Origin of the sequence: Acinetobacter sp. CIP 64.2 (genome assembly GCF_000369645.1) — a bacterium.
GTDB lineage: Bacteria > Pseudomonadota > Gammaproteobacteria > Pseudomonadales > Moraxellaceae > Acinetobacter.
Genome location: NZ_KB850120.1, coordinates 146032 through 160074, shown reverse-complemented (window position 1 = coordinate 160074; position 14043 = coordinate 146032). Strand labels below are relative to the sequence as shown.

13 protein-coding genes and 1 riboswitch are annotated in these 14043 nt (G+C 42.2%); of the genes, 3 read left to right on the top strand and 10 right to left on the bottom strand.

Annotation, left to right across the window (positions count from 1 at the left end):
• Nucleotides 1-370 precede the first annotated feature (370 nt).
• Entirely contained in the window at nt 371-1321 is a 951-nt protein-coding gene (locus F895_RS17950; protein WP_005238175.1) for a hypothetical protein, read from the top strand.
• A gap of 60 nt (nt 1322-1381) precedes the next feature.
• On the opposite strand, the gene F895_RS17955 is transcribed toward F895_RS17950, so the two are convergent.
• The 3 genes from F895_RS17955 to prfB form a co-directional block, all read right to left on the bottom strand.
• Entirely contained in the window at nt 1382-2446 is a 1065-nt protein-coding gene (locus F895_RS17955; RefSeq protein WP_005238173.1) for an alkene reductase, read from the bottom strand.
• Nucleotides 2447-2473: 27 nt separating this feature from the next.
• Nucleotides 2474-2776, bottom strand: coding sequence for an ArsR/SmtB family transcription factor (locus F895_RS17960; protein WP_010590065.1), 303 nt, complete (start codon nt 2774-2776; stop codon nt 2474-2476).
• A 162-nt stretch (nt 2777-2938) separates the two neighbouring features.
• Nucleotides 2939-4034, bottom strand: a protein-coding gene (gene prfB / locus F895_RS17965) for a peptide chain release factor 2 (protein WP_111841898.1) whose coding sequence is annotated in 2 segments (ribosomal slippage) — nt 2939-3961 and nt 3963-4034 — 1095 coding nt in all. Because the reading frame shifts where the segments join, the coding sequence is not laid out codon by codon here.
• 408 nt (nt 4035-4442) lie between these two features.
• Here prfB and F895_RS17970 point away from each other — a divergent pair.
• Complete coding sequence (locus F895_RS17970) at nt 4443-5249, top strand: putative porin (protein WP_005238170.1); 807 nt, start codon at nt 4443-4445, stop codon at nt 5247-5249.
• Nucleotides 5250-5453: 204 nt separating this feature from the next.
• Nucleotides 5454-6311: a putative porin gene (locus F895_RS17975; RefSeq protein WP_005238167.1), complete on the top strand. Its 858-nt coding sequence runs from the start codon at nt 5454-5456 to the stop codon at nt 6309-6311.
• Nucleotides 6312-6361: 50 nt separating this feature from the next.
• Here the strand turns inward: F895_RS17975 and recJ are convergent, their stop codons facing one another.
• From recJ to F895_RS18010, 7 genes are all read right to left on the bottom strand, one after another.
• Nucleotides 6362-8062: a single-stranded-DNA-specific exonuclease RecJ gene (recJ, locus tag F895_RS17980; protein ID WP_005238165.1), complete on the bottom strand. Its 1701-nt coding sequence runs from the start codon at nt 8060-8062 to the stop codon at nt 6362-6364.
• The gene (pdxH, locus tag F895_RS17985; RefSeq protein WP_005238163.1) at nt 8063-8713 is read right to left on the bottom strand and encodes a pyridoxamine 5'-phosphate oxidase; all 651 of its coding nucleotides are present in this window, start codon (nt 8711-8713) and stop codon (nt 8063-8065) included.
• 12 nt (nt 8714-8725) lie between these two features.
• Nucleotides 8726-10063: a phosphoglucosamine mutase gene (gene glmM, locus F895_RS17990; RefSeq protein WP_005238161.1), complete on the bottom strand. Its 1338-nt coding sequence runs from the start codon at nt 10061-10063 to the stop codon at nt 8726-8728.
• 128 nt (nt 10064-10191) lie between these two features.
• Nucleotides 10192-11658: an IMP dehydrogenase gene (gene guaB, locus F895_RS17995; protein WP_005238160.1), complete on the bottom strand. Its 1467-nt coding sequence runs from the start codon at nt 11656-11658 to the stop codon at nt 10192-10194.
• A 267-nt stretch (nt 11659-11925) separates the two neighbouring features.
• Complete coding sequence (locus F895_RS18000; protein WP_005238158.1) at nt 11926-12732, bottom strand: oxygen-binding di-iron domain-containing protein; 807 nt, start codon at nt 12730-12732, stop codon at nt 11926-11928.
• Between the two features lie 165 nt (nt 12733-12897).
• Nucleotides 12898-13473, bottom strand: a complete 576-nt coding sequence (locus F895_RS18005; protein WP_005238156.1) for a TMEM165/GDT1 family protein — start codon at nt 13471-13473, stop codon at nt 12898-12900.
• 84 nt (nt 13474-13557) lie between these two features.
• Nucleotides 13558-13698: riboswitch (yybP-ykoY riboswitch) on the bottom strand.
• A 34-nt stretch (nt 13699-13732) separates the two neighbouring features.
• Nucleotides 13733-14020 (bottom strand): hypothetical protein, encoded by a 288-nt coding sequence (locus F895_RS18010; RefSeq protein WP_005238154.1) that lies wholly within the window; start codon nt 14018-14020, stop codon nt 13733-13735.
• Nucleotides 14021-14043: the final 23 nt, after the last annotated feature.

Below are 14043 nucleotides of genomic sequence, written 5' to 3'. Positions count from 1 at the left end.
AAAATTTCTTGTTCTTAAAGCTAAAGCATTTTAACCAGTACCAATCGATGTTCAACCAAATAAAATGACGCTAAACATTGATTATCAGACCAAGACCGCAGCTCATTTTACCGCTGAATAATAGATATCACATGCGACCGAATGCTCTTCTAAAACCTTACAAGAAAAACGCTAATTAAAAACTTAATAGGCCAAAATATTATAATTATTTCAAAAACTTAAAATGATTTGCTATTGTTGTCTGGATTCATCTGGATGAATTAATATTACAAATTAAAACTGCTGTTTTTTTAGGCAAATTACCGAAAAAAGCCCCCCAATCTTTTGGTTTTTACAGCATCATTTACATCCTCACTGGAACATTGAAACAATGCAAAAAATATATATCAAGAACACATTATCCTCAATCGTAATAGCGCTAATGCTTTCTGCTTGTGGAGGCGGTGGTAATGACTCGCCTGTCACTGAAAATAAGCCAACATCTCCTACAACCACGAATAGCATAAGCTTTCCTGCAAGCCAGTTTACACTTGATGTAGATGAAGATAAGCAGTTTTTTATCGTTGAAACGCAATTGTCGAACCGCAATAATAGTCTTACAACTCAATCAAACGTTATTTTTCAGCAACAAAGTAGCCACCCCCAAATAGACCGTGGGGATTATCAATATATTCTTACCAAAGATAAGCTCTACTATAATCAAGATGGAAATCACGCCATTAATTTAGTGGAAAATAAAAACAATTCGATAACAATAGGTTATGAAAATAATGGACAAGGTTTAACAACAACCATCAATTATAAAATCATTCCTTTGGCCAACCAAGCTGTAACAAGTGCGGCGGTTACTCATCAGTTATTCGATCAATCTGATGCTATAGACAGCAATTACCTCAACCTCAAAACAGCATTCCAAAAATCGTCGACAACTTTCAACAAAAATGCTGAATGTTATCAATATCTCAATTCCAAGAATAATCAGGAAACCATTTCTTTTGATGACAATTTTACCGTCAACCAAACACTAGAACAGTGGATTGCAGATAAACAAAGTAATAATTTCACCGTAAAACAAGAAACATGGGCTGGCTATCGCGTTGCTTTCGTAATGGAACAAGATGATCCTAAAAATGCTCATGACCATCTTGTTGTAGAAATAAATCATCAATTATATTTTGCTTACTACGATGGTACTCAAGTAAATGACCACTCAATCTCAGATAGTGACCCACAAATCTTCAAAGATGGTATCTGTGATCTCTATAATGCATCGGCAACGGATCTATTAAAAACGGTGATTCAAGGACTGCCACGTCTTTAAGCAATATCATATCATTATAAAAAAAATGCTCGTCCTGTGAGGATGAGCATTTTTTTATTTTTAAGCTTCTAACTGTTCAAAGACAGGATAATCGGTATATCCCTCAGCACCATCACCATACAAGGTTTGAGGTTGAAGTGGATTTAAAGGCAAATCATGCTGTAAACGGTCCAATAAATCCGGATTGGCAATGTATTGTTTACCAAATGCAACCGCATCTGCTTGGCCTGTCGCCAAAATACGTTTCGCAGAATCCGCCGTTAAACCTTCATTGGCAATCCACACCCCTTTAAATTTAGGACGTAATTTAGGTAATAAGCTATCTGCAGCTTCATATTCACGCGTGAAAATAAAACCCACTTTACGCTGATCTAATTGCTCGACCACATAGCCAAACGTTGCCAACGGATTCTCATCACCCATATCGTGTGAATCACCGCGTGGTGCAAGATGTACGCCCACTCGGCCAGCGCCCCACACCTCGATGAAAGTATCTACCACTTGCAGTAATAAACGCGCACGGTTTTCAATTGAACCACCGTACTCATCATCACGCTGGTTGGTGCTACTTTGTAGAAATTGATCGATCAGATAGCCGTTCGCAGCATGCAGTTCCACACCATCAAACCCAGCGGCTTTGGCCTGTTCAGCTGCATTTCTATACTGCGCAACGATTTCTTGAATTTCCTCATGCGATAAGGCACGTGGTGTCACAAAAGGACGCTTTGGACGAAGTAAACTTACTTCACCCGCAGGTTGAATCGCACTAGGTGCCACAGGTGTATCACCATCCAATAGGTCTGGATGTGAAATACGACCGACATGCCAGAGCTGAACCACAATTTTTGAACCTTGTGCGTGTACGGCTTCAACAATTTTATGCCATGCCTGCGCTTGTTCTTGCGACCACAAACCTGGTGTATTGGCATACCCTGCTGCTTTTGGGCTAATCACCGTTGCTTCGGTAATGATCAGGCCAGCATTGGCACGTTGTTGGTAATATTCCACCATCAAATCGTTTGGAATACGCTGTGCACCGCTACGCGCTCTGGTTAAAGGAGCTAAAACCAGACGGTTTTTAATCGTGAAATCACCTACTTGCAAAGTAGAATTTAGTTCAGCCATGATCGCCTCAACTTACACTTCTTCGATTTAAAGTGCTTGTTTTAAATGTTCGATATATTGCTGAATCAAAGCTTCATTACGTGTGAAATAAGACCACTGTCCATATTTCTCGACCTTGATCAAACCTGCCTGTTGCAATACAGACAAATGATTCGACATGGTCGATTGCGCAACTTTACCTAAACGTTCGATGTGCCCTGCACATACGCCCCGTTCAAAACTACCACCACATTGCTCAACGGGTAGAAATTGCTCAGGCTCTTTCAACCATTGCAAGATCTGTCGACGTAATGGATTGGCTAAGGCTTTGCTTATAACATCAATATCCATAGACTCACCACGTTTCTCAAGCGGCAACGCTTTGTTCAGCACCTGAATCTAGTATATCGAACTTTTTAAATATTAATATCCATTTTTTTCGATATTAATATCATATTTTTTCGATTAACCAGCCGATGCTGAACGAGATTGCCGTTTTAATTGGATTAAAACTTATAAACCTTGCTTCAAACTTGCTTCAATGAACTTATCCAAGTCACCATCTAACACGGCTTTAGTATTGGAATTTTCCACCCCGGTACGCAAGTCCTTAATACGTGAGTCATCTAATACATACGAACGAATCTGACTGCCCCAACCGATATCTGACTTCGAGTCTTCCAAGGCTTGAGCAGCTTCATTACGCTTGCTCATTTCGAGCTCATAAAGTTTGGCACGTAATTGCTTCCACGCGTGGTCACGGTTGGCATGCTGTGAACGCTGATTCTGACAAGCCACTACGATACCTGTCGGTGCGTGCGTTAAACGAACGGCAGAATCGGTTTTGTTAATGTGCTGACCACCTGCCCCCGAAGCACGGTAAGTATCGGTACGAACATCGGATGGATTGATATCAATCTCGATATTGTCATCAATCTCAGGGGAAATAAAGACAGCCGAGAATGAGGTATGACGGTTGTTGTTACTGTCAAATGGTGACTTACGAACTAAACGGTGCACACCACTTTCGGTGCGCAACCAACCATAGGCAAACTCACCATCAACACGGATGGTGGCTGATTTAATTCCCGCTACATCACCGTCAGAGACTTCCATCAACTCAGCTTTAAAGCCATGACGTTCGATCCAACGCAAATACATCCGCAATAACATCGACGCCCAGTCTTGCGCCTCAGTCCCCCCCGAACCAGATTGGATCTCAAGGAAGCATGGATTTGGATCCATTGGATTGCTAAACATACGGCGGAATTCAAGATTGCCCAGAGCTTCTTCAGCACTGTCCAACTCAGCCTGAACATCCAATAATAAACTTTCATCATCTGCTTCAACTGCAAGGTCAAGCATAGCCTTAGCATCATCTAACTGTTCAGCAAGACGATCAAACACACCAATGGTATTTTCTAAACTGCCCTTTTCTTTGGCGATGGTTTGAGCACGGTTTTGATCATTCCAAATCGCAGGGTCTTCTAATTCTCTTAAAACTTCTTCTAAACGCTCAACCTTTAGATCGTAGTCAAAGATACCCCCGTAGTGTTTGGCTACGATCAGCTAAATCTTTCAATTGAATTAAATACGGATTAATTTCCACGCGTGTTTTCTCACAATTTTTTCACTTAATTCGCTATTTTAACATAACTGTTTTAGCCGACACAGCCATGTGTTTTTGAATAATGTGCTTTCTTAAAATCAGCTTTATAAATGAATTTATTTTTGTTTGAAATATTTTCCAACCTCAATTTAGACTGGCTCAATGTATAAAAATCAGACTAAATTCACGAAAACACACAATATCTCCTAAGTTTTAATAAATCAAAACAAACCATATTTATTAATAAATATCAATTAGATAAAATGTCAAAATTACAAGTTAATTACATTTGTACAGTTCGATTACCTTATCAAGATTGACGATCATGAAAATTACTCTAGACTCGAGTTGTAACAAAACATGTACCCGTATTTAACACTTGGTTTAAATCTTAACGAGGAAACAACCATGAAAAAATTAGCAATTGCATCAGCACTTTTATCTGCAATCGCAGTAACTGGCACTGCTCATGCTTATCAAGCTGAGGTCGGTGGTTCTTATACCTATAAAGACCAAGATCGTTTTGGTGACAGTGATCGTTTCAGCGTAGATGGTAAGTATTATTTCAATCCAGTGCAAACACGTAATGCACCACTTGCAGAAGCAGCGTTCCTTGACCGTGCAAGCAATGTAAGTGCACAGTACGCTTATGAAAAAGATGATGCCATTAAAAACAACCAGTATGGCGCAGGAATTGAATACTTCGTTCCAAACTCTGATTTCTACTTAAGCGGTACTATTGGTCGTGAAGAAATCAAACCAAATAGCAACTACCTTGATGGCAAAGTAAAAATTAACCACTATGCGGGTGAAGTGGGTTATTTACCAGCACCTGGTTTATTAATTGCTGCGGGTGCAAAAACTGTTGACGTTAAAGATGGTGATCGTGAAACCAGTCCAACACTTCGTGCCAAGTATGTGACTAAAGTGGGTCAGAATGACGTCAATCTAGAAGCTTATAGTGCTTTTGGTGACAACAAAGAAGTGAAATTAAAAGGTGATTACTTCATCGACAAAACATTAAGTGTTGGTGTAGATTATCAAAAACTTAAATATGATGACACTATCGTTAATTCGAATGAATGGGGTATTTCTGCGAAGAAATTCTTCAATCAACAAGTAAGCCTAGAAGGCCGTGTAGGTTTCGGTAACGACAAGTCATATATTGACAACGATTACACCTCTTTCGGTCTTCGTGCTGCATATCGTTTCTAATTTTGAAATCGAAATTGCAAACATAAAAAACGCCCTGAGTCATTCAGGGCGTTTTTTTTTCAACCAGCCTTTCATCCATTCTCCCCCTTATTCCTGTGCTGTCTTTTAATATTTTATGCGTTAAAGAATTGACGGCTATATATTTTTGACTACACTAGCGCCTGTAACAAAATATGTATTATTTTTAAACGGGGAAAATAACAAATGAAAAATTTAAATCTTCTTGCAGTACTTGTGAGTGCTTGCTTTGCAATCAATGCCCATGCTTATCAAACTGAAGCCAACGGTGCATATGAACATATCAATATGGATGATGGCAAAGGCAATAGTGCCGTGATCAGCGCTAAATATTATTTTAATCCGGTACACACCCGAAATGTGCCTTGGGCAGAAGCGGCGTTCTTAGATAAAGCTTCAAATCTTGGCGGTGGCTATGCTTATAGCAAACTTAAAGATGACCAAGATTTCGGTGATTTACAGTTTAATATGCTAGGACTACAAGGTGAGTTCTACGTTCCAAATACACAGTTCTATCTTTCTGGTGCCCTACATCGTACCAATGTTAAAGCGACAATCAATGGGATCGGCTCAGATTCTAAAAAGAGTGATGGCTATAACTTAGAAGCAGGTTTCCTGCCAATCTCTGGATTACTCCTTGCTGTCGGCGTTGCAGATTTATCGGATAGCTTAAATCCAGTACAGGTTGCTCAATATGGCTTTAGCAGTACTCTCTCAAATACAGCAATCGTGTCGGGGGAAAATGACGATACTGCTGTTTCTTTACGTGCTAAATATGTCGCACAAATTGGTGGCTACTATACCAACTTTGAAGCACTCAGTTATATTGGTGATGAAACAACCTACCGTTTAGGCGCAGATCTTTATCTTGATCCAACGCTTAATGTTGGTGTCTCATTTGCTGACTCTACCGCAAAAGACTCAGACAGTATTTTTAATATTCATGCTCAGAAATTCTTCACACCACAATTTGCTTTAGGTGTGGGTTATACCACTACAGATGGTATGGATGCTTTTGCACTCAACGGAACGGTGCGTTTCTGATACAGACCGAAGTACAAATGGCAAAAAATCCGCTCGTATGAGCGGATTTTTTATTGTTTTAAATAAGCAACTTGCAATTGCAGGCTGGTGTTGCCATTAAAGACATTACGTTCCAAGGTATAAACCAAGTCCACATAACCCAGCATCGGGTTGAATTCAAACCGATCCATGGCATTAAATGCAATCGCATCAACCGAATGTGAGCCTACTGCAAGTTTTAGTTTGAGATGCTGATCTTTGAGCCAGCGATAATCAATTACCTTAAAGTGCCCCTCAAATTGAGGAAGGGGAAATTTTTGCCCCCAAGGTCCAAGCTGTTCAATCCAGTCTAAGGTTCCAAGATGCAAAGCTGAATCGCCCAATTCTCCATCGGTCCATAAGGTCGCTTGAAACAACTCCTCATCCATTGCAGCAATAGACTGAATAAATACCGCTTTGAATTCATCAAAGTGCTCTTTTTTTAGCGTCAAACCTGCCGCCGCCGCGTGGCCACCAAAATGGCTGACCAGATGCGGATATTGCTCTGCAACCTGCTCAATGGTATCCCGAATATGAATCCCATCAATCGAACGTGCTGAACCTTTAATATGGATACCATCTTCATCAGGCGCAAACACCAGACTTGGCCGGTGGAACTGTTCTTTTAAACGTCCCGCCACAATCCCAATCACGCCTTGATGCCATTGTTGATCAAACATCACCAAGGCGGCAGGTAAATGCGCTGTCTCAAGTTGTACATGTTGCAGTGCTTGCAACGCTTGCTGCTTCATTTCTGATTCAACTTGACGGCGCTCCATATTCAGTTGATTCAATTGCTGTGCAATCGGATAGGCTGTTTGCATATCGGCAGCCAGTAAACACTCAATTCCGATGCGCATACTTTCCATCCGACCCGCCGCATTAATACGCGGGCCCAGTACGAAACCTAAATCCTGCGCACGTAAACTAGCGGCGTCACGCCCCGCAATATCCAATAAAGCTAAAATGCCTGCACGACACTGATGTTGCTGAATACGTTTTAGCCCTGCATCAATCAAGATACGATTGTTGTAATCCAGTGTCGCCACATCAGCATAGGTACCCAAAGCCACCAGATCAAGGTATTGCGTTACTTTGCTGCTACTTTTACCCTGCTGACTACGCGTACTGGCCAGTCGTGCCAACACATAAAACGCAACCCCCACCCCAGCCAGGGCTTTGCTGGAAAAGTCACAACCCAGCTGATTCGGATTAACCACCGCTTCGGCACTCGGTGTCGGCTTGGTGGTTAAGTGGTGGTCGGTGATAATCACCTGCATCCCTAATGCCTGTGCCGTTTGCACCCCAGCATGGCTAGAAATGCCATTATCCACGGTAATCAACAAATCGGGATGGTAGCTGTGCTTGGCCAGCTCTGCAATTGCCGGCGTGAGCCCATAACCATATTTAAAACGGTCAGGTACCAAATACTCCACTCTGGCGCCCATGTCTTGCAACACGAGAACCATCAAAGCGGTACTGGTTGCACCATCTGCATCATAATCCCCGACAATCACGATCTGCTTTTGTTGATCAATAGCTTGATCAATCAAGGCAACCGCCTGCTCCAAACCTTTTAAATCGGGCGGAAGTAGATACTTCAGTTTCAACTCTAGTTCTTGTTCTGACTGAACACCGCGTCTTGCTAAAATTTCAGCGATAAAAGCAGGCACGCCCTGAAACTGTTCAGGGCGTGTCAGCAAGGGTCTTTTTTGAATTTGAATCTGGGTCATTTATGGCATCAAACGTCGTATAGTCCAAACACCGTTCTGTTTTTCATAACTTAAACGGTCATGTAGGCGATTTGGTCGGCCCTGCCAAAACTCATAATAATCCGCTTCTAAGCGATAACCGCCCCAGAATTCAGGTTTATCCAGTTCATGTTGAGCTTGGCTTTGCAGCGCTTGAAAGCGCTGTTGCAATAATTCACGGCTTTCAATCACGCCACTTTGCGGGGTACTGATATGCGCCGCAATCTGACTGTCACGCGGACGTTTATGGTAATAATCCGTTGACTCCTGTTCAGAAATCTTGATGACTTTGCCCCCGATACGCACCTGACGCTCTAGACTTGGCCAGTAAAACAGCAATTCAGCATAGGGATTTTCAGCTAAATCTAAACCTTTTTGGCTATCATAATTGGTATAGAAGTCATAACCTGCTTCTGTCGCGCCACGCAACAACACCGTACGCACATGCGCACGACCTTGTCGATTGGCGGTTGCCAAAGACATCGCATAAGGCTCATGTAAATGAGCAGTCAGCGCATGATTAAACCAATTGAGAAACTGCAAATGAGGTTGGCCACTCACCTGGTCTTCGTGTAACTCACCTTGCTCGTAGCTCAAACGCAACTCGCTCAAGTCTTTAATGACATCACTCATAAATGCACCCCTTTAAGCAGCCTGAGCGTGAGCACGTACCGCATCAGCCAGATGATGAGCCAAAGCTTCAACTTCTTGTTGCTGGTCACCTTCAACCATGACACGAATCATAGGCTCGGTACCTGACTTACGAATCAACAATCGGCCACGACCTTTCAGTTGCTGTTCAGCCTTTTCAAACTCGGCAACCAACGCTGGGATGGAATAGGGATCAATCATGTGTTGCAGACGAACATTGACCAACACCTGAGGGAAGAGTACAAAACCTTCAACCAATTCATGTAACGCTTTACCCTGCTCAACCATCACCGTGAGCACTTGTAAAGCCGCAATAATTGCATCACCGGTGGTGCTCTTATCTAGGGTCAAGATATGTCCTGAAGGCTCAGCACCCGTTACCCAAGCATTTTCTTCCAGTGCTTGTAACACATAGCGGTCACCCACTTTGGCGCGGACAAAACCCACCTCTGCTTTTTGCAAAGCCAGTTCCAATGCCATATTGCTCATCACCGTCCCCACAACACCTTCTGGCTTATTTTGTGCCTGCGTTGCAAGGATATACAGGATATGGTCACCATCAATCAACTGACCATTTTTGGCCACCATCACCACGCGATCCGCATCACCATCAAAGGCAATACCGAGATCTGCCTCATGTTCAAACACAGCCTTTCTTAACTGCTCTGGATGGGTTGAACCACAATTTTCATTAATATTTAAACCATCTGGTTCATTAAATAATGGAATAACTTTGGCACCTAACTCACGGAATACCGATGGCCCTACGCTATAAGCTGCACCATTGGCACAATCCACCACGATTTTTAAATTACGTAAGTCAAAATGATAAGGAAAGGTCGATTTACAAAACTCAATATAACGGCCATTGGCATCTTTAACACGAACACTCTTACCTAGATGGGCCGTATCATCAATCACGATCTCTCGCTCAAGTTCTTGATTAATTTCATCTTGTAAAGCATTTGGTAATTTTTTGCCTTCACTAGAGAAAAATTTAATCCCATTATCAAAATAAGGATTATGGGATGCTGAAATGACGATTCCAGCATGTGCATGCAGTGCACGAGTTAAATGCGCAATTGCAGGGGTTGGCAATGGACCCAATAAATGCACATACACACCTGCTGCATTCAGTCCTGCCTGTAAAGCCGCTTCCAAAATATAGCCAGATAAACGCGTGTCTTTTCCCAGCACCACAATCGGTTTATTTTTAGGGCTATTTCTTTTTAATACTGTTCCTGCAGCAAAGCCTAGTTTTAATGCGAATTCTGGCGTAATTGGCATTTGCCCAAATTTACCGCGAATTCCATCAGTACCAAAATAACTCATCTTTTACTCACTTTCTTATCTTTTATATGGTGTCTAACCATAATCTTTCCTCATCTTGTTCACTTTACACCAAAACGAAAAAACCGTCAGCGAACTGACGGTTTATCTGTCAACAAAATTACTAAAAGTTAACCGACACGGTAATTTGGTGCTTCTTTGGTAATCGTAACGTCATGGACATGTGATTCTGACATTCCGGCTGAAGTAATTTTCACAAATTTTGCATTTTGACGAAGATCTTCAATCACAGATGAACCGGTATAACCCATTGATGAACGTAAGCCACCCATCATTTGATGGACGATATTGCCCATTGGTCCTTTGTATGGCACTCGGCCTTCGATGCCTTCTGGTACTAACTTTTCCGCACCCGCTTTAGCGTCTTGGAAATAACGGTCAGCAGAACCCGATGCACCTGCCATTGCACCCAATGAACCCATACCACGATAAGCTTTATAGTAACGGCCTTGGAAGAACTCAACTTCACCTGGTGCTTCTTCAGTTCCTGCAAGCAGTGAACCGACCATAATCGTGCTCGCACCTGCACCAATCGCTTTCGCCATATCACCAGAAAAACGAATGCCGCCATCTGCAATCAACGGGATTTGATCTTTCAGTGCATTGGCGACGCTATCAATCGCAGAGATCTGCGGCATACCGATACCTGCCACAATACGCGTGGTACAGATCGAACCAGGGCCAATACCCACTTTAACCGCATCTGCACCTGCATCAAGTAATGCCAAAGCTGCATCGCCTGTTGCAATGTTTCCGCCAATCACTTGTACTTGCGGGAAGTTTTGTTTCACCCAGCGGACACGTTCGATCACACCAGCAGAGTGACCATGTGCAGTATCGACCACAATCGCATCAACACCTGCTTCCACTAAAGCTTCTACGCGGCTTGGTGTTTCAGCACCAGTACCCACTGCAGCACCCACACGTAAACGGCCCAAATCATCTTTGCAGCTGTTTGGGTAACTTTCAGCTTTACGGAAGTCAGTGACCGTAATCAAGCCTTTCAGCTCATGGTTTTCACCAACCACCAATACTTTTTCAATACGGTGTTTTTGCAATAATGCTTGGATATTTTCTTTCGACTCGCCTTCACGCACAGTCACGAGGCGATCCTGACCTGTCATGATATTACTTACAGGCTGCTCAAGATTCGTTTCAAAGCGTGTATCACGACCTGTCACGATTCCGACCACTTTGCCATCTTTTACAACTGGTACACCGCTAATATTATTCGCTTGGGTAATCGCAATTAGCTCACGAACTGTGGTTTCAGGGGTGACCGTAATTGGATCTTTCACCATACCCGCTTCGAATTTTTTCACACGACGGACTTCAGCGGCTTGTGCTGCGATATCCATGTTTTTGTGCAAAATACCAATACCACCATTTTGTGCCATTGCAATTGCCATGCGTGACTCAGTCACGGTATCCATTGCAGCAGAGACGAGAGGGATATTAAGTTGAATTCCGCGAGTTAAACGTGTCTTTAGGGAGACATCTTTTGGGAGAACAGTTGAGTAGGCAGGAAGTAATAAGACATCATCGAAGGTTAACGCTTCTTGAACGATGGTCAGCATAACAATCTCACTGGTAATTTCCGTGAGCTATTATAAACAAATTTCGATGTGATTTTCATTTTCTATGATGAAAATAATTTTAACTGCATGTTGATCTAGGGTCTACACCCTCACTTTTCGCTTCAAATCCTAAAAATCAACCTGCCTTTTTGCTCATCATTATTTTTTATTTTCAGTAGCCTATTACTAAATATCGAAAACATTGAGTGGAGCAGCGACTTGGCTGCTTCACGCCCCAACAAAACGTTATATTTCACTCATCATCACTTAACTCATCGCAGTGGGCAAACTAAAAACATATTCATTCATCAAGTCCACACCACATTCCAATGTTTCAATCCAATCTAAAAATTGATTGATCATGTCCTTCCCGACAAAAGCCGTACCATGCTGCGGTACAATCATCTCCACATCCATTTGTCGCACCATATTGACCCATAAACGAATCACCTTATTGGAACACATATAGCGCTGGTGGAAGCCTTTCATCTTTTGAATATGTGCTTCAAAATCAGTCATCGGCACACTGGCATCTTCGACGATCGAAGCCCCCATATCCCCCGAAAACAGAATTTTTGCGGTCGGATCATAAAACTGAAAGTTTCCTACCGAATGCAGGAAATGTGCAGGGACAGCCACAATACTGGATTCGCCCAAAGCAATAATCTGTCCTGTATCTGATAATTCAATCAAGCGCTCTTCCCAATCGCCCTTCATACGGTCACTCATAAAAGCTGAATTCAAATGAGGAAGAAAACGCGCCCACAACTTGGATGCCACCACTTTGGCATCGGTATACACCAACCAGCGCGGCATTGAGGTAATGATGTCAGGATCTTGATGCGAGGCCATCACATAATCCAGATTTTTTAGTTTGGTGTAGCGATTGAGTTCCATAGTTAAAGGCACATAGGTGAGATCACCACCTGGATCCAGAACAGCAGCACGCTCATGATCAATAATTAAAAATTGATTGGCCTGGATACCTTCCCCTTTCACCAAACTGGTAAAACTAATGCATTTATGTGTCCCATTATCAAATAATATTTGCGATGTTGTCCGCTCAAAACTCATAATTACCCCAGAAAAATTCTTTAAATATGAAATATTTTTAATTCCATAATAAAATAATGGGATTTAGTTGATGTTTCAATCAGAGATTTGACTTTTATCCTAAATTGATAAGAAAAAAACCCATCTCTTCTGGATGGGTCTTGATGGCTTTAAAATTCAATCCGTTTAAAGGAAATAGTGTTGTACCAAAGCTGAAACACCAACGATCAAGAAAATTGCAGCCCCAATTTTATGAATCAATGAAATCGGTAATTTATCAGCTAATTTATCACCAATAAACACGGCAGGGGCATTGGCAAGCATCATACCGAAGGTAGTGCCCAACATCACCCAAAACACACTGTCGAAACGTGCTGCTAAAGCGACGGTCGCAATCTGGGTTTTATCACCAATTTCAGCCAGAAAAAACAGAATAAAGGTGGCGCCAAAGACCCCAAATTTCTGCCATTTATTGATGTTTTCCGTTTCATCACCCAACTCATCTGGAATCAGCATCCAGATCGCCATCCCAATGAAACCAAGTGCCAAAATCCATAACAAAACTTCAGGACTGAGTACTGTGGTAATCCATTGCCCTAAAACAGCAGAAATACCATGGTTGATCGTGGTGGCCAGTAAGATGGCAATTAAAATCGGAATCGGTTTACGGAAACGTGCTGCAAGCAAGAGTGCAAGTAATTGCGTTTTATCGCCCATTTCAGCGAGGGCAACAATTGAAGTCGAGATGAGAAATTCATACATGATTGAATGCTCTGGCTAGCAAAATATACCGATGACCTACCCCTCCTGCTAGCCAAAATCAAATAGATTGATGCAGAGTGGTAAATCAAAGGTCTTGCCAACAAAAGCACAGCTGAAAAGCTGTTCTTGGTTCTTTGCTATGATGACCATGTTCAGTTGAACAATTATGTTGATCATCACCTCTTTACTTTGCGTAAAGAGCGGCTACTCCCCAATGAAGTGAGTTCATTCTATCAAACAATAAAATCGTTTTGAATCTTTATGAGCAAAATTTTTGGTAACTCCAGAGCAACACGCGGGCAAGCCCCAAAAAGAAAGCCAAATAGGCACTTAAACCTAAAAAACCAAAACTGCCCCAGCCACTGGCACCTCCAATATGTTGCGCCTGATATTCCATCATCATCACGATGGTCGCCACAAAGACTTCTAAGCCCATAACAACATACATGACCCACTCCCAAGGGAAATGCAGAAAGCTCACCCATGCACCCATCAAGACAAAAACAATGAGCAATAGCGGCAACATCACCCGATAAATCACCAACATCCGTGCTCCTGCAATCAATGAAA

Coding starts and splice junctions, on each gene's coding strand:
- F895_RS17950 (WP_005238175.1), top strand. CDS start 371: ATGCAAAAAATATATATCAAGAACACATTATCCTCAATCGTAATAGCG.
- F895_RS17955 (WP_005238173.1), bottom strand. CDS start 2,446: ATGGCTGAACTAAATTCTACTTTGCAAGTAGGTGATTTCACGATTAAA.
- F895_RS17960 (WP_010590065.1), bottom strand. CDS start 2,776: ATGGATATTGATGTTATAAGCAAAGCCTTAGCCAATCCATTACGTCGA.
- F895_RS17970 (WP_005238170.1), top strand. CDS start 4,443: ATGAAAAAATTAGCAATTGCATCAGCACTTTTATCTGCAATCGCAGTA.
- F895_RS17975 (WP_005238167.1), top strand. CDS start 5,454: ATGAAAAATTTAAATCTTCTTGCAGTACTTGTGAGTGCTTGCTTTGCA.
- recJ (WP_005238165.1), bottom strand. CDS start 8,062: ATGACCCAGATTCAAATTCAAAAAAGACCCTTGCTGACACGCCCTGAA.
- pdxH (WP_005238163.1), bottom strand. CDS start 8,713: ATGAGTGATGTCATTAAAGACTTGAGCGAGTTGCGTTTGAGCTACGAG.
- glmM (WP_005238161.1), bottom strand. CDS start 10,063: ATGAGTTATTTTGGTACTGATGGAATTCGCGGTAAATTTGGGCAAATG.
- guaB (WP_005238160.1), bottom strand. CDS start 11,658: ATGCTGACCATCGTTCAAGAAGCGTTAACCTTCGATGATGTCTTATTA.
- F895_RS18000 (WP_005238158.1), bottom strand. CDS start 12,732: ATGAGTTTTGAGCGGACAACATCGCAAATATTATTTGATAATGGGACA.
- F895_RS18005 (WP_005238156.1), bottom strand. CDS start 13,473: ATGTATGAATTTCTCATCTCGACTTCAATTGTTGCCCTCGCTGAAATG.
- F895_RS18010 (WP_005238154.1), bottom strand. CDS start 14,020: ATGTTGGTGATTTATCGGGTGATGTTGCCGCTATTGCTCATTGTTTTT.